The sequence below is a fragment of the Palleronia abyssalis genome, from assembly GCF_900302445.1.
Lineage (GTDB): Bacteria > Pseudomonadota > Alphaproteobacteria > Rhodobacterales > Rhodobacteraceae > Palleronia > Palleronia abyssalis.
This window is the reverse complement of the sequence record NZ_ONZF01000005.1, coordinates 159,602-174,733: the sequence shown is the minus strand read 5'-3', so window position 1 is coordinate 174,733 and position 15,132 is coordinate 159,602. Positions and strand designations below refer to the sequence as shown.

Here is a 15,132-nt window from a genome sequence, read left to right as displayed (position 1 = left end):
AAGACAGCGCCCTTCCCCACATCTACCCGGCCAAACCGGACAAGGGAGCGTCATGCCCGTCGTCGTCGTCGAATCGCCTGCCAAAGCCAAGACAATCAACAAGTATTTAGGATCCGACTACACGGTTCTGGCCTCTTACGGACACGTTCGGGACCTGCCGCCCAAGGACGGGTCGGTCGATCCCGAACACGAGTTCGCGATGAAATGGGAGGTCGGGGCCGACTCGAAGAAGCACGTCAAGGCGATCGCTGACGCGCTTAAGGACGACAACGCCCTGATCCTCGCCACCGACCCCGACCGCGAGGGGGAAGCGATCTCGTGGCACCTCGAGGAAACGTTGCGGGCGCGGAAAGCGATCAAGAAGGACACCCCGGTCAGCCGTGTGGTCTTTAACGCGATCACCAAGACAGCCGTGACCGAGGCGATGAAGAACCCCCGCCAGGTCGACGCGCCGCTGGTAGAGGCGTATCTGGCCCGCCGCGCGCTGGATTACCTCGTGGGCTTCAACCTGTCGCCCGTGCTCTGGCGCAAGCTGCCCGGCGCGAAGTCCGCCGGCCGCGTGCAATCTGTCTGCCTGCGCCTCATCGTCGAGCGCGAGATGGAGATCGAGGCATTCCGCCCCCGCGAATACTGGAGCGTCAAGGCCGAGCTTCAGACCCCACGCGGCCAAACCTACACCGCGCGCCTCGTGACCTATGGCGGCAAGAAGCTCGACCGGTTCGACCTTGCCGACAGCACCCAGGCCGAGATGGCGGTGCAGGCCGTCGCCTCGCGCGATCTGAAAGTCGCCAGCGTCGAGGCAAAGCCCTCGACCCGCAACCCCTCGGCCCCGTTCATGACCTCGACCCTTCAGCAGGAGGCGTCGCGCAAGTTCGGCATGGGCGCCCGCCAGACCATGAGCGCGGCGCAGCGGCTCTACGAGGCCGGCCTCATCACGTACATGCGGACCGACGGCATCGACATGGCCCCCGAGGCCGTGCAGGGCGCCCGCGATGCGATCAAGGAACGCTATGGCGACAAGTACGTCCCCGGTTCTCCGCGCATTTACAAGAACAAGGCGAAGAACGCCCAGGAAGCGCACGAATGCATCCGCCCCACCGAAATGTCGAAGGCGACGGATGATCTGCGCATCTCGGACAGCGATCAGCGCAAGCTGTATGACCTGATTTGGAAGCGAACCCTGGCCAGCCAGATGGAGGCCGCGCGGCTTGAACGCACGACGGTCGATATCAAGTCGCCCGACGGCAATGTGGGCCTGCGCGCTACGGGTCAGGTCGTGACCTTCGACGGCTTCCTCAAGGTCTATGAGGAAGGCCGCGACGAGCCCTCCGAGGATGGCGACGACGCCCGCCTGCCGCAGATCCACCACGGCGAATCCGCTGCCTTCGCCAAGGACGGTCTGAAATCCGACTCGGAGAAGGCCGAGACGAAGCACCTGTCCGACAACGGCGCGGTCCTTGCGCTCCAGCACCACACCCAGCCCCCGCCCCGCTATACCGAAGCTACGCTGGTCAAGAGGATGGAAGAGCTTGGGATCGGGCGACCCTCGACCTACGCCTCGATCGTCACGACGATTCAGGACCGCGAATATGTCCGCAAGGACAAGAACCGCTTGATCCCCGAGGACAAGGGGCGGCTAGTGATCGCCTTCCTCGAGAACTATTTCCGCCGCTATGTGGATTACGGATTCACCGCCGATCTCGAAGAGGATCTCGACCACGTTTCGGCCGGTGACGAGGATTACAAGCGCCTGTTGGAACGATTTTGGCGCGACTTCTCGGCCGCCATATCGGAAACCTCCGAGCTGCGGATCACCGAGGTCCTTGAGAAGATCAACGAGGTGCTCGAGCCGCACCTCTTCCCCCCGAAGGAAGACGGCACCGATCCGCGTCTCTGTCCGAACTGCGGCGAGGGACGCCTGTCGATGCGCACCGCACGCTCGGGCGGCGCGTTCATAGGGTGTTCGAACTATCCAGAATGCCGCTTTACCCGACCCTTCGGTCCGCCGCTTTCGGACGCCGAGGCCGAGACCGCGATACCGCCTGACGGTAAGCTGCTGGGCGAGGATCAGGGCGACGAAATTCGTGTATTCAAAGGCCGCTTCGGCCCCTATGTGCAGCGCGGCGAAGTGACGGAAGAGAACAAGAAGCCCCCGCGCCAATCGATTCCGAAGGGCTGGACACCGGAGGAGCTAACGCTGGAGCAAGGGGTGCGCCTGCTCGCGCTCCCGCGCGAGATCGGGCCGCATCCCGAAGACGGGGTGATGATCTGGTCCAATATCGGACGTTACGGACCCTACATCAAGCACGCCGACACGATCAGCCATAAAGGTGGAACCAATGCCAACCTAGAATCTGTCGATGACGTATGGGAGGTCGGCATGAACCGCGCCGTCCAAATCCTGGCCGACAAGCCCAAACGCGGCAAGGCAGCCCCGGCGGCGCCCTTGCGCGAATTGGGCGAACACCCCGACCGTGGCGGGCCGGTGAACGTCATGAAGGGCCGCTATGGCCCCTACGTGAAGTGGGAGAAAGTGAACGCCACAATCCCCGAGACCACAGATCCCGAAGCCATCACGATCGATGAGGCGGTGATCCTGATCGCCGAGCGTGAGGCAAAGTCGGGCAAGAAGGCCCCCGCTAAAAAGAAGGCCGCGCCAAAAAAGGCGGCCCCCAAAAAGGCCGGCGCGAAGAAAACTGCGGCGAAGGACAAGAAGTCGGACTGAACCTTTAGCGGGGTCAGGACCTGGTACCGCCGGTGAATCTGGCACGACATCGCCCGTGATGGGCTTTCGGCATATATCTGGACTATTCGCCGAAAGGCCCGTCGTGGTTCATGGACGAGGCTCCCGGACACCTCTTCGCGCGCAGGGCCAATGACGCGCTATCAGGGCAATGCCCTGAAGGTATTGACCTCGGACGGAACGCGCAAATTTCCATGAGATTAGCCTTCGAACCGGCGGATATGCTGCGAGATTCGCGATTCTAGTAGGACGTTCGCAACGCCTAGGGCCCGCGGATCACGCCCGAGACGGACTTGCGCGACATCCGGATTGTCACAGCGGTTTCCGACGCGGATGAGTCCGGGGGAACGGCTTAGGCTGGTGTCCGACGGCGCGCTTTGCGACTGATCCGCCACGGCCCGGGGGCGCGTTGACATCGGCCCCGGGGCAGGCGGATAACAGGTCCGGAACAAGGGGGACCCAATGCAGAAGATCTACGACACTGCAGAGGCCGCGCTGGACGGTCTGTTGCGCGACGACATGCTCATCGCCGCCGGGGGCTTCGGACTATGCGGCATTCCCGAATTGCTGCTGGACGCGATCCGTACATCCGGCGTGAAGGACCTTACCTTCGCCTCGAACAACGCAGGCGTGGACGATTTCGGGATCGGCATCCTCCTGGCCTCGAAGCAGGTCCGAAAAATGATGTCCTCGTATGTGGGCGAGAACGCCGAATTCATGCGCCAGTTTCTAGAGGGCGAACTGGAAGTCGAATTCAATCCCCAGGGCACCTTGGCCGAAAGGATGCGCGCAGGCGGCGCCGGGATCCCCGGGTTCTATACGAAGACCGGCGTGGGAACCCAGATCGCCGAGGGCAAGGAGCACAAGGAGTTCGACGGAGAGACCTATATCCTCGAACGCGGGATCTTCGCCGATCTGGCCATCGTGAAGGCGTGGAAGGGCGACGACACCGGCAACCTGATTTTCCGCAAGACTGCGCGCAATTTCAACGTGCCGGCCGCCATGTGCGGCAAGATCTGCGTGGCCGAGGTGGAAGAAATCGTACCCCGCGGTAGCCTCGAGCCCGACCACATCCACCTGCCCGGCGTCTACGTTCACCGCCTTATCCAGGGTGATCACGAGAAACGGATCGAACAGCGCACCATGCGCAAGAGGGAGGAAGCCTGATGCCCTGGGACCGCAACCAGATGGCCGAACGGGCCGCCGCCGAACTCGAAGACGGCACATACGTGAATCTCGGGATCGGCATTCCGACACTGGTCGCCAACTATATCGGCGACAAGGACATCACACTACAGTCCGAAAACGGAATGCTGGGGATGGGCCCCTTCCCGTTCGAAGGCGAGGAAGACCCCGACCTCATCAACGCCGGCAAGCAGACGATCACCGAATTGCCGCGCACCGCATATTTCGACAGCGCGACCTCGTTCGGAATGATCCGCGGCGGCAAGATCGCCTGCGCCATCCTGGGCGCCATGGAAGTCGCCGAGAACGGGGACCTTGCGAACTGGATGATTCCCGGAAAGCTGGTCAAGGGCATGGGCGGGGCCATGGACCTGGTCGCCGGTGTGCAGCGCGTTGTCGTGGTGATGGACCATCAGAACAAGAAAGGTGAATCGAAGCTTCTGAAGGAGTGTACGCTGCCCCTGACCGGTGCTGGCGTCGTCGACCGCGTCATCACCAACCTGGGCGTGCTGGACGTGGTCGAGGGCGGCATGAAGATCGTCGAAACGGCCGATGGGGTGTCCGAGGACGATATCCGGGCGGCGACGGAAGCCACGCTCGTCTGAACCGAAGGTCCAAAGGCGGCGTCAGTCCGCCTTCGCCATCCGGTCCCCGACAAAGACACATCCGTCCGAGACGAGGATCGGTTGCGTCGCGCAAAGGCCTTTCGCAACCTGAAACGCGGCCAAGACCTTTGGAACGTAGTCCATCGTCTCGGCATAAGGTGGCACGCCCCCATGGCGGTCGACGGCCCCCTCGCCGGCATTGTATCCGGCGAGGACCAAGATTGGGTCCTGTGCGAAGCGCCCCATCAGCCAATCCAGATACGCGACGCCCCCCTTGATGTTCTGGGCGGCATCCATGCTGTCCGATACCCCGAAGCGTTCGGCCGTCGCGGGCATCAGCTGCATCAGACCTTGCGCCCCGGCATGACTTACCGCCTTCTGTTTGCCCGCGGACTCGACTGCAATGACAGCCAGGGCCAAAGCTGGTGATACCTTGGTGCCGACAGTCGCCCGCAAAAGGTCGGCACCGTGGCGGTCCGCGATCTCCTTCATGCGCGACAACCGGTAAACGGGAGAGCGTTTGCCCGACGGCGGTTTGGCCAGAACGCCCAGCGCCGGACGAAGGCCGTCCGCCCCCAGTCCGTTGACGGGAACGGAGTCCCAGAACCATGAATACGACGTATCCCGAGGAACGGGCGGTACGGTATCCTCCCCTTTCGCGACCAGCGGCGGCGCGGAGCCCGGCGCCTTCGACGGCGCGGCCAGCCAACGGGCCTGTTCTTCCGGATCAATCTGGACCGTGATTCGCTTCGACCCAGCTTGCGGGACGCCCACGCGCTTGAACGTGAAGTCGCGGAAGGGCGCGGGTTCATCCGCAAAACTCGCGTGTCCCATGAAAGCGATCAATCCGCATAAGGGGATCGTCAGTCGCGTCATTGGCCGGTCCCGATACAAACTTTGATTCCCCCAAAGGATGCCGTCCGAAAAGGCCCGCGCAAACGTGTGAAAGGAAAATTGGGCCCGAAATCGGGCGACCGTCGCCATATGGGCGCAGATTGCGACGTCTTGATGGCCGTTGGCCTGGGAAAGGTCGCCGAGACGCCCTTCGAAGGTCCTGCTCCCGCCTCAGAGGTAAACCATCGTCGAGGGGAAGCGGAATGGGGAAAGAAAATGTCCTTTAGAAATCAAGTCCGGTCCTTCATCGGCTCGGAAGACGGCGCGTTCACCGCGGACTGGGCAATGCAGGCGGCGACGGTACTGTTCGTCGGCGTCATGGTCCTGAGTTCGGTAGATCAGGGCGACCGTGTCAGTTCGCGCGGCGACACGCACTACAACGGCTTCACGATCACGTCCCAGTACCCGTGAAACCAACAATCCCCGCAGTCCTCCCTGATTGCGACGGGTTCTCTGAAAAATGTCCCGAATTGATACGATCATCGCCCTATTCCTGCCCGAAAGCCGGGTGAATTTACTCAAAGTAGCGGTGCATGGACGCGCCGGGATCGTGAACCTTGGAGTTGTTAGATGAATATGCGCAGCGGTCTCCTACAGTTTTTCGCTGAAGAGGACGGCGCCGTAACGGTCGACTGGGTCGTCCTGACCGCTGCCGTTGTCGGGCTGGGGGTCGCCGTCCTCAGTTCCGTCACCTCCGGGACGTCGACCGTCACGTCAGCCGTCTCCACCCACATGAGCAACACCACCGTGACCACGACCTTCCCGTAAGGCCCCATCCGAGCGGGACTTCGTCCGGGCAAAATCGCGAAATGGCCGGAGCATTGCCCAAATCCAGCCACAGAATCCGTCAAACGTAAGAAACCAGCAATATACCCCATCCCGGGGAAAACCTGAGAAGAGGAAAATATCATGAAATTCTTCAAGATCACCAAGAAGTTCCGCAACGACGAAGACGGCGCAGTTACCGTTGACTGGGTCGTGCTGACGGCAGCCGTTGTCGGCCTAGGCATCGCGGTGCTCAGCTCAGTCAGAACGGGCACCCAAACCGCGACCAACAGCATCTCGCAGGAACTCGCCGGCTCGACCGTGAATAAGACATTCACCACCGGGGAATAAGGCGTCGCCCGTCGTAGCTGCAGTGCTTACTCGGGCACTCCGCTTTCGCGGGGTGCCCGATGCGTTCCAGGTTCACGAAATCCCGCCCGCATCCCGGCGTAATTCTGCAGCGATGATGGGCTGGTCTCGGTCTTAACGTTCTCGAATGGAGTCTCGAAATGCGCATACTTTTTGCAGCCGTCCTGATCTGCGGCCTCGGGCTTGCCGGGTTTGCGGTCTTCATGGCCAAAGACTATGTCGCGTCCCTCGAAGCGCAGTCGGGCACCACGCCGGCCATCCCGATGACCGAAGTCATCGCCGTCTCACGCGACATCGAATACGGAGAGCGTCTGACGCCGGACGATCTGGCCTATATTTCCCTCCCCACGGAAATTCTGCCCGTAGGAACGTTCACAGAATCAGACGTCCTCTTCCCGCGCGGGTTCGACGTGCCGCGGACCGTTCTTCGCGCCATGTCCGCGAACGAGCCCGTCCTGGCATCGAAGGTGACCAATGCGGGCGAGGATGCGGGCGTCGCCACGCGCTTGTCCGACGGCAAACGCGCCTTCGCGATCAGCGTCGACGTGACATCGGGTGTGTCTGGGTTTCTCCGGCCGGACGACCGGGTTGATATATTCTGGACCGGCAACTTGCCTGATGGGCGGGCGAACGTCACGAAACTGATCGACACGAATGTCCGTATCATTGCCGTCGACCAATCTGCCGACGCCGAGCGGGCCGAAGCGGCCGTTGCGCGAACAGTGACGGTCGAAGCGTCGTCCCACCAGGTTGCGTCGCTGGCCCAGGCCCAATCCAGCGGCCGTCTGTCGCTTGCGCTTGTCGGCGCACTCGATGAAACCGTTTCGGCCGCGGTGGAGATTGACCAAAGACAACTGCTTGGGATCAAAGCCGAAGTTCCGAAAGCCGAACCCGCCGCCCCCGAATCGTGCGTCATCCGAACTCGGCGCGGGTCGGAGGTCGTCGAGATCGCTATTCCCTGCACGAATTGATGCACGGTGGCGTAAGGTCACGACGCGCTCATATCAGAAAAGAGTGTTGCGCTATCACCGCAAAGCGTAACGAAGACCGCCCACATGTTGCATCGTGCGTATTCTGATCGCACTGTGATGGGAAAAGCAGGCAGAAAACCTGCACCCGGTGATCACAGAGGCAGGATCACATGACATTCGGCAGTTTCCCAAAGGTCGCGGCGATATGCCTTGTGGCCGCCCTAACTAATATGAGCCCCGTTTCGTCAGAGGCGCAAAACTTGCGTGTCCTGTCGAGCGGCACGGCTTCGACCCTGCGCGTTCCCATGAACCGCGCGGTCGTCGTGGAAAGCGACATTCCTTTCGCCGAACTCAGCATCGCGAACCCCGCGATCGCCGATATTTCGACGCTGTCGGATCGCACCGTTTATGTCTTGGGGAAGGCGCCTGGGCGCACGACTCTCACGCTTTTGAATGCCGAGGGGCGCTTGATCACGAATGTGGACGTCCAAGTCGTCCCCGATCTGGGAGAGTTCAAAGAGCGGCTCCGCCAGATTCTTCCCAACGAGCGGATCGAAGTGCGAACCGCAAACGACGGGATCGTCCTGTCCGGAACAGTGTCCAGCATCATTGCACTCGACAGCGCTTTGGAGCTTGCGCAGCGGTATGCGCCCGAACGGGTGTCGAACCTGATGTCGGTTGGCGGCACACAACAGGTTATGCTGAAGGTCAGGTTCGCCGAAATGGCCCGCTCGGTCTCGAAGCGTTTGGCCTCCTCCGTGGCGATCGGAACCGAGGATTTCCGGGCCGAAACTGGGACATACCTAGCAAACGAAAATGGGATTGGCACCCCGATCGAGCTGTCGGACGAAGCTGCCGGGGCCTTCGGATTCAGTTTCGGTGGCAATTCTTTGCAGCTGGAGATCCTGCTGGAGGCACTGGAAACGAAGGGCGTGGTCCGCACCCTGTCCGAACCCAACCTGACCGCGCTGTCGGGACAGGCTGCGAACTTTTTGGCGGGCGGGGAATACCCCATTCCGATCCAGGATGAGGATGGCATAGCCATCGATTACAAGCCGTTTGGCGTGGAATTGAATTTCATTCCGACGGTCCTGGCAAACGACATGATCAATGTCGAACTGAAGGCCGCTGTGTCTAGTATCGACCCCACTGTCGGGGTCACGCTTTCGGGCTTCAGCATCGACGGTTTTTCCCGCAGGGAAGCCGAGACGACCGTGGAACTCCGCGACGGAGAGAGTTTTGCGATCGCCGGTCTCTTGGAGGACGATTTCCGCGACCTGTCTTCCCAAGTCCCATGGCTCGGCGATATTCCGATCCTGGGCGCGCTGTTCCGATCGGCCGATTATACGCGCAACCAAAGCGAACTCGTCATCATTATCACGGCGCATCTTGTTTCGCCGGTGCGGGGCGAGGCCCTCGCGCTACCGACCGACCGCGTGACCCTCCCCACGGAACGTGAATTCTTCCTTTTCGGAAAGACCGAGGGACAAGGCGGTACGCGGAGAGTTTTGCCCGGTGCGGCAGGCGAAGTTGCCCGTCAGGATTTCTCGGGGTCCTACGGCTACGTGATGGAATGAACTTCATGAAACTTCATACCGCGGCCTCTGCCGTTTCGGTTCTAGCCTTGCTGGGCTGTGCTTCCCCTGGCCCGCTTGGTCCGAATGCACCGCTAGGCTCTGGTTTGGATCAGGGGTATTTTGGCAACGCGACGATGAATAACCTGATGGTCCAGTCGGGGCGCATTACGCAGGTCGAAGGTTTGAACAATCGGTTCTCGGCCGAAGTCGACACCATGGTGACCTTTGCGTTCGACAGTGCAGCCCTCAGCTCGACTGCGCGCGCAACCATTGCCCGTCAGGCCGCTTGGATACGTCAATTCCCGGAAGTCGCGTTCAGGGTGTACGGCCACACGGACCTCGTCGGATCAATTTCGTATAACGAAGCCTTGGGTCGTCGGCGGGCCGAAGCCGTTGTAGCAGAGCTTGTCCGGAACGGCGTCAATCGCGCCCGTCTTGCGGCCCTTGTCTCCTTCGGGGAGACACAACCGCTGATCGTCACCCAAGGCCGCGAACGGGCCAACAGGCGCACGATCACCGAAGTGTCTGGGTTCGCCGGGTCGGGTGGTGATCTGATGTATGGCAAGTATGCAGAGCTGATTGCCCGCGAGTATATCGCGAGCGCCGAAGTCGAATCGCGGTTCGTCGAGGCCGACAGCGGCACCGGGATTGGCGGGGAAAGCGACTAACACAGCCGCGTCACACCCCATCGTTCAGGAATGTCGGATAGTTTCGGCTTTTCGGCCGTAATGTCGCCCACATTCTCCACCACCATCGTTCCGGAGGCAAAGACCGAGTCCGTTTCGCGGGGCGGTTATTCAGCCGGAAGTCTGAATGGAATGGTGACAGCATGACCAGTGCAGCCCTTGCAGAGAGTTCTGCGATCCACGCCTGTACGGTATCTCGGGATATTCAGAATTTCGAAATTCTGATCGAGGACATGGAGATGGCACTCGGCGAGGCATGGGGGGATCTGTCGATCGAGGATGCCGGGACCTTTCTGACCCAACCCGATTCCGAGACGCTGAGTTTCATCGCACTTGCGCTCGATCGCGAGGATGAAGCAGCTGCCGATAGCATCGCCCAGTTGATCAGTACCGCGGTCGCCAAGAACATATCGGTCCTGCTGATCGCCGAAGGCATAAGTCCAATGCTTCTGCACCGGCTTCTACGGCTCGGGGCGGCAGAATTCATTCCCTATCCGATCCCGGATCGGGCGTTGCAGGATGCGATCGACAGGCTATCGAAGCCGGAACCGGCTACAGCGCCTGACCACGACAAGGCGAATGCCGCGACGGTGCTTCAGGTCAGGACCGGTGGAACGGATCGCAACGGCGTGGTGCTTCCGGTTCACGGCTTGGCGGGAGGTGTCGGGGCGACCACATTTGCCGTCAACCTTGCAAACGAGCTCAGCCAGCTCGGGGGGCCTTCCCTGCCCCGGGTATGCATCTTGGACTTGGACCTGCAGATGGGCGCCGTCGCAACCTACCTCGATGTGCCACAGCGCGATGCCGTGATAGAGCTTCTGTCCGAGACCGAAACGATGGACGCGGAAAGCCTGATGCAGGCGATGGTAAGGCATGACGACCGCCTGCACGTTCTAACATCGCCGCCGGAGCTGCTGCCCCTGGACATGCTCCAGCAAAACGAAGTCGACCGGCTTCTGGATATCGCCTGTTCTCAGTTCGACTATGTCGTAATCGACATGCCGTCGACGGTCGTTCAGTGGACCGAAACCGTCCTAAATCGTGCGCATGTTTACTTTGCATTGATGCAGATCGACATGCGTTCCGCGCAGAACGCCCTGAGGCTGATACGCGCCTTGCGTGCAGAGGATCTTCCGTTCGAGAAGCTGCGTTTCATCATGAACCGCGCACCAAAATTCATGGATCTGACCGGCAAAAGCCGTCTCAAGCGCCTTGCCGAAAGCCTGGGTGTCTCGATCGAGGTGCATCTTCCCGATGGCGGCGCGGCTGTGACGGAGGCGAATGACGGCGGCCTTCCCTTGGCGGTGTCGGCCAAGAAGAACCCTCTCCGCAAAGAGATCCTGAAGCTCGCGGAATCGGCCCATAATTTAAACCGCAGCACGCTGGAGACCTGAGATGTTCTCTCGATACAAGAAGACGGGAGCACCTCCTTCCCGGGCCGCCGCTCTGCCCGCGCAGAACTCGGAGCTCCCGAAGACCAAGCTGCCCGAAAACGTCCGCCCGATGCGGCAGTCGGCTGCGCAGGTCGCCCCTCCTGACCGGGACAAGCGCCGGAAAGAGCGTTTGGGCGATATCAAGGTTAAGCTGCACAAGGAACTTCTCGAGAACCTGAACCTCGCCGCGCTGGACCAAGCGGACGAGCAGGACCTGAAGGCAGAGATCATGGCGATCTCATCCGAGGCCCTGGGAGACCTTGGGGTTGTTCTGAATCGCGACGAACGGCAGCAGCTGAACCAGGAACTTTATGACGAGGTGAAGGGTCTCGGCCCGCTTGAGACGCTTTTGAAGGACGACAGCGTAAACGATATCTTGGTGAACGGCCCGCAGCAGATATTCGTGGAACGCAGCGGCCGGCTGGAACTGACGGACATCACGTTCAAGGATGAACGTCACCTTCTGCGCATCATCGACAAGATCGTCTCGGCGGTCGGGAGGCGGGTGGACGAATCTAATCCTTACGTGGACGCGCGCCTCGCCGACGGTTCCCGCTTCAACGCCATGGTGCCCCCGATTGCCGTCGACGGATCGCTGGTTTCCATCCGTAAATTCAAGAAGGAAAAGCTCGCGATTTCTGACCTGGTCAGTTTTGGCGCCTTTACCGACGAAATGGCATTGTATCTTGAGGCTGCGGTTTCCACGCGTCTGAACGTCATCGTTTCGGGCGGTACCGGGTCCGGCAAGACGACTACACTCAATGCGCTTTCATCCTTCATCGACAATAGCGAGCGCATTCTGACGATCGAAGACACCGCAGAACTTCAGCTTCAACAGACCCATGTGGGACGGATGGAAAGTCGCCCGGCCAACGTCGAGGGCAAGGGCGCCGTCAGTCAGCGCGATTGCCTCAAGAACGCCCTGCGCATGCGTCCCGACCGCATTATCGTCGGCGAGACCCGCGGCGAAGAAGTCATCGACATGCTTCAGGCCATGAATACCGGGCATGACGGGTCAATGACGACAATTCACGCCAACTCGGCCCGCGATGCAGTCAGCCGCCTGGAGAACATGATTGCAATGGCAGGGATCGAGATGCCCCTGAAGGCCGTCAGAAGCCAGATCGCGTCGGCCGTTCACCTGATTGTGCAGGCCAGCCGTCTGCAGGATGGAACGCGACGCATGACCTCGATCACTGAAGTCGCCGGCATGGAGGGCGACGTGATCTCGATGCAGGAAGTCTTCCGGTTCCAACGCACTGGATTGACCCCGGACAACAAGATCCTCGGGCATTTCACCGGAACCGGCGTCCGATCCCATTTTTCCGAGCGGTTCAAGATGTGGGGCTTCAACTTGCCGGCTGATATCTACGAGCCGGTGAAAGGCTAAGCAATGCAGATCCCGACGGAACTGATCGTCTACGGCGTCATCTTCGCGGCCGTCCTGCTTCTGGTCGAAGGGGTTTACCTGACCGTCTTCGGCAAGTCGATTTCCTTGAATTCCCGGGTAAATCGCCGGCTGGAGATGCTGGACAAGGGGCAAGGTCGCGAACAAGTCCTGCAGCAGCTTCGCAAGGAAATGACGCAGCACATGCAGGGCCGGAAGCTGCCGCTCTATTCTTTGCTTTCGGCCAAGGCTCAGAAGGCCAATATCGCCTTCACGCCCGCGCAGCTTATAGGCGTGATGATCGCCTTTTCCCTGTTGGCCTATACCGGTCTGACGCTGGGAACCGGCGCCCAGACGCCGGTGCGCATCGTTTGCGCGATCGCCATAGGTTTCGGAGGGGTGTTTGTCTGGGTCAACCAGAAGGCCAAGAAGCGAATGGCCCTCATTGAAGAACAACTGCCGGATGCCGTCGAACTGATGGTGCGCAGCCTGCGTGTCGGGCATCCGTTCTCTTCGGCGTTGAACGCCGTCGCCAAGGAAGTGCCCGATCCCTTGGGTTCGGAAATGGGTGTGATCGCGGACGAGAGCGCGTATGGCCGCGATGTCGGCGAGGCTCTGAAATCCATGGCCGAACGGCTCGATATGCAGGATTTGCGCTTTCTCGCCGTGGCCGTGACCATTCAACAGCAATCGGGCGGCAATCTCGCAGAGGTTCTGCATGGCCTCGCCAAGGTAATCCGCGCGCGGTTCAAACTGTTTCGCAGGGTCAAGGCCATCACTGCCGAGGCCAAATGGTCCGGCATGTTCCTGTCGATCTTTCCCATCGGCGCGCTCATCATGATCAATGTCATCCAGCCGACATATTTCGACGAGGTGAAGGAGACGGTCTATTTCATTCCTGCCTGTGTCGTAGTGGCCGGTTTCCTTATCGCCAACATCTTCGTGATGAAGGCCCTCGTGAATATTAAGGTCTGACCCATGTCCGCGTTAACCGACCTTATCGTCCAGCTATTTGGCCCCCTCGGACCGCTGCTTGTCGCTGGGGCGATCGGGATTGGGCTTGTGGCCATCGCTCTGCTGGTCTTGCTGAAACGCCGCCCCGATCCGATGGAAAAGTTCCAGAAGATGGCGCGAGAAGTGCGCCGTGCCGAGACTGCGGACGGCCAGTCCCTCAGGCTGGACAACGGGCGACACGAGAAACTGGAAAAATACTCGACCTTCCTCGAGCCTCAGAACGCCGAGGAGTATTCAGCCGTAAAGCTGAAGCTGGTCCGCGCTGGGTATCGCGGGGCGAACGCCGTGCGCCTGTTCCACTTCGCGCAGTTTGCCTTGGCCCTGCTTTTCCTGGCATTCGGGTTGATCTACGCGATCGCCAGCAGTTCAAGCGGCGAAGTTTCGACGACCAACATGATGCTCTACACCGTCGTCCCCGGGGCTATCGGCTATGGCCTTCCGAAATACTGGGTCACGAAACGATTGCAGGAACGTCAGGAGCAGATCGTCAACGGGTTTCCCGACTCTCTCGACATGATGTTGGTCTGCGTGGAAGCCGGTCAGTCGATGGACCACGCCATCGCCCGGGTGTCGAAAGAGATCCGGGCGGGCTTCCCAGCGCTTGCTGACGAGTTCGAAATGGTCAGCCAGGAGATCAAGGCCGGGAAGGACAAACCGCAAGTGCTCAGGGACATGTCCGAACGTTCCGGCGTGTCGGACGTTTCGAACTTCGTAACCGTGTTGATCCAGTCCGCCGCCTTCGGTACCTCGATTGCGGAAGCCTTGCGGGTCTATGCCGAGGAGATGCGCGATAAGCGGGTCATGCGCGCGGAAGAAAAAGCGAATACACTGCCGACGAAGATGACCCTGGCGACAATGATGCTGACGGTGCCGCCGCTTTTGATCATCCTTTTGGGGCCATCCGTCTACCACATCGCCGAAACTCTGGGAAAAATGGGACAGTAATCCGAATTGCGCATCTGTGTTTCGATCCTTGTGCTGCTGCTATCCTCTTGCACCGGCGCGCTTCCGGATCGGCCAATTAGCGCCGTCCCCCCGGGCGTGGATCGAAATGCCGACATCGTCGACGGACTAGTCGTGGGCCACCGGCTTATGGAAGCCGGAGAATATGAGCTCGCGCGGAAGGCCTATCTGCGCAAAGCGGCCGAGATCGGAATGACGGCAGATGTTCTTTCGGCCCTGGGGGCGACGGATCTGAAACTTGGGCGGCTTGGGCAGGCGGAGGATCGGTTCCGCGAAGCCATTGAAAAGGACGATAGCTTCGTCCCGGCGCTGAACAATCTGGGCGTCGTGCTGATGGAAACGGGGCGGGTCGCCGAAGCCAGCCTGTTCTTCCGGGCAGCTTTTGCTGCCGATAGTGGCCAAAGTGACGATATCCGCGCCAATCTGACCCGGGCGCTATCTCTGGCCGACAATTCCGTCTACACTCCCCAGGAGAACATGAGCTTCGCACTCGTTCGTCGCGGTAACGGCAACTACAGGCTGCTGTCCGCGACCTGAGAA

Annotated in this window: 15 protein-coding genes; 14 read left to right on the top strand and 1 reads right to left on the bottom strand. The window is 60.6% G+C overall.

All coding sequences use genetic code 11. The annotated features are described in order from the left end of the window. Positions 1 to 52 precede the first annotated feature (52 nt). The 3 genes from topA to PAA8504_RS12820 all read left to right on the top strand — a co-directional run bounded on the left by topA (position 53) and on the right by PAA8504_RS12820 (position 4,533). The gene (gene topA / locus PAA8504_RS12830; protein WP_108894584.1) at positions 53 to 2,725 is read left to right on the top strand and encodes a type I DNA topoisomerase; all 2,673 of its coding nucleotides are present in this window, start codon (positions 53 to 55) and stop codon (positions 2,723 to 2,725) included. A gap of 480 nt (positions 2,726 to 3,205) precedes the next feature. Next, on the top strand, positions 3,206 to 3,910 hold the full coding sequence (locus tag PAA8504_RS12825) for a CoA transferase subunit A (protein WP_108894583.1): 705 nt from the start codon (positions 3,206 to 3,208) through the stop codon (positions 3,908 to 3,910). Further along, positions 3,910 to 4,533 (top strand): 3-oxoacid CoA-transferase subunit B, encoded by a 624-nt coding sequence (locus PAA8504_RS12820; protein ID WP_108894582.1) that lies wholly within the window; start codon positions 3,910 to 3,912, stop codon positions 4,531 to 4,533. The genes PAA8504_RS12825 and PAA8504_RS12820 overlap by 1 nt, the downstream gene beginning before the upstream one ends. 21 nt (positions 4,534 to 4,554) lie before the next feature. Here the strand turns inward: PAA8504_RS12820 and PAA8504_RS12815 are convergent, their stop codons facing one another. Continuing rightward, on the bottom strand, positions 4,555 to 5,367 hold the full coding sequence (locus tag PAA8504_RS12815; protein ID WP_245897630.1) for a lytic transglycosylase domain-containing protein: 813 nt from the start codon (positions 5,365 to 5,367) through the stop codon (positions 4,555 to 4,557). A 276-nt stretch (positions 5,368 to 5,643) separates the two neighbouring features. Between PAA8504_RS12815 and PAA8504_RS21805 the strand changes: the two genes are divergently transcribed. From PAA8504_RS21805 to PAA8504_RS12760, 11 genes are all read left to right on the top strand, one after another. Further along, positions 5,644 to 5,838 (top strand): hypothetical protein, encoded by a 195-nt coding sequence (locus tag PAA8504_RS21805; RefSeq protein WP_146190493.1) that lies wholly within the window; start codon positions 5,644 to 5,646, stop codon positions 5,836 to 5,838. 165 nt (positions 5,839 to 6,003) lie between these two features. Further along, positions 6,004 to 6,195: a hypothetical protein gene (locus PAA8504_RS12805; RefSeq protein WP_108894659.1), complete on the top strand. Its 192-nt coding sequence runs from the start codon at positions 6,004 to 6,006 to the stop codon at positions 6,193 to 6,195. 141 nt (positions 6,196 to 6,336) lie between these two features. Then, positions 6,337 to 6,543: a Flp family type IVb pilin gene (locus PAA8504_RS12800; protein ID WP_108894580.1), complete on the top strand. Its 207-nt coding sequence runs from the start codon at positions 6,337 to 6,339 to the stop codon at positions 6,541 to 6,543. Positions 6,544 to 6,701: 158 nt separating this feature from the next. Next, positions 6,702 to 7,532 (top strand): Flp pilus assembly protein CpaB, encoded by an 831-nt coding sequence (cpaB, locus tag PAA8504_RS12795; RefSeq protein WP_108894579.1) that lies wholly within the window; start codon positions 6,702 to 6,704, stop codon positions 7,530 to 7,532. A gap of 170 nt (positions 7,533 to 7,702) precedes the next feature. Beyond that, a complete protein-coding gene (locus PAA8504_RS12790) occupies positions 7,703 to 9,109 on the top strand; it encodes a type II and III secretion system protein family protein (protein WP_108894578.1) in 1,407 nt (468 codons plus the stop codon). A gap of 5 nt (positions 9,110 to 9,114) precedes the next feature. After that, entirely contained in the window at positions 9,115 to 9,777 is a 663-nt protein-coding gene (locus tag PAA8504_RS12785; RefSeq protein ID WP_108894658.1) for an OmpA family protein, read from the top strand. A 161-nt stretch (positions 9,778 to 9,938) separates the two neighbouring features. Continuing rightward, entirely contained in the window at positions 9,939 to 11,189 is a 1,251-nt protein-coding gene (locus PAA8504_RS12780; protein WP_108894577.1) for a CpaE/TadZ family protein, read from the top strand. A gap of 1 nt (position 11,190) precedes the next feature. Then, complete coding sequence (locus PAA8504_RS12775) at positions 11,191 to 12,618, top strand: TadA family conjugal transfer-associated ATPase (protein ID WP_108894576.1); 1,428 nt, start codon at positions 11,191 to 11,193, stop codon at positions 12,616 to 12,618. Positions 12,619 to 12,621: 3 nt separating this feature from the next. Beyond that, on the top strand, positions 12,622 to 13,590 hold the full coding sequence (locus PAA8504_RS12770; RefSeq protein ID WP_108894575.1) for a type II secretion system F family protein: 969 nt from the start codon (positions 12,622 to 12,624) through the stop codon (positions 13,588 to 13,590). Between the two features lie 3 nt (positions 13,591 to 13,593). After that, on the top strand, positions 13,594 to 14,574 hold the full coding sequence (locus PAA8504_RS12765) for a type II secretion system F family protein (RefSeq protein ID WP_108894574.1): 981 nt from the start codon (positions 13,594 to 13,596) through the stop codon (positions 14,572 to 14,574). A 6-nt stretch (positions 14,575 to 14,580) separates the two neighbouring features. Then, a complete protein-coding gene (locus PAA8504_RS12760) occupies positions 14,581 to 15,129 on the top strand; it encodes a tetratricopeptide repeat protein (protein WP_370739689.1) in 549 nt (182 codons plus the stop codon). The last annotated feature ends 3 nt before the right edge of the window (positions 15,130 to 15,132 follow it).

Coding starts and splice junctions, on each gene's coding strand:
- PAA8504_RS12780 (WP_108894577.1), top strand. CDS start 9,939: ATGACCAGTGCAGCCCTTGCAGAGAGTTCTGCGATCCACGCCTGTACG.
- PAA8504_RS12765 (WP_108894574.1), top strand. CDS start 13,594: ATGTCCGCGTTAACCGACCTTATCGTCCAGCTATTTGGCCCCCTCGGA.
- PAA8504_RS21805 (WP_146190493.1), top strand. CDS start 5,644: ATGTCCTTTAGAAATCAAGTCCGGTCCTTCATCGGCTCGGAAGACGGC.
- PAA8504_RS12800 (WP_108894580.1), top strand. CDS start 6,337: ATGAAATTCTTCAAGATCACCAAGAAGTTCCGCAACGACGAAGACGGC.
- topA (WP_108894584.1), top strand. CDS start 53: ATGCCCGTCGTCGTCGTCGAATCGCCTGCCAAAGCCAAGACAATCAAC.
- PAA8504_RS12825 (WP_108894583.1), top strand. CDS start 3,206: ATGCAGAAGATCTACGACACTGCAGAGGCCGCGCTGGACGGTCTGTTG.
- PAA8504_RS12785 (WP_108894658.1), top strand. CDS start 9,115: ATGAAACTTCATACCGCGGCCTCTGCCGTTTCGGTTCTAGCCTTGCTG.
- PAA8504_RS12770 (WP_108894575.1), top strand. CDS start 12,622: ATGCAGATCCCGACGGAACTGATCGTCTACGGCGTCATCTTCGCGGCC.
- PAA8504_RS12790 (WP_108894578.1), top strand. CDS start 7,703: ATGACATTCGGCAGTTTCCCAAAGGTCGCGGCGATATGCCTTGTGGCC.
- PAA8504_RS12815 (WP_245897630.1), bottom strand. CDS start 5,367: ATGGGACACGCGAGTTTTGCGGATGAACCCGCGCCCTTCCGCGACTTC.
- cpaB (WP_108894579.1), top strand. CDS start 6,702: ATGCGCATACTTTTTGCAGCCGTCCTGATCTGCGGCCTCGGGCTTGCC.
- PAA8504_RS12775 (WP_108894576.1), top strand. CDS start 11,191: ATGTTCTCTCGATACAAGAAGACGGGAGCACCTCCTTCCCGGGCCGCC.
- PAA8504_RS12820 (WP_108894582.1), top strand. CDS start 3,910: ATGCCCTGGGACCGCAACCAGATGGCCGAACGGGCCGCCGCCGAACTC.
- PAA8504_RS12805 (WP_108894659.1), top strand. CDS start 6,004: ATGCGCAGCGGTCTCCTACAGTTTTTCGCTGAAGAGGACGGCGCCGTA.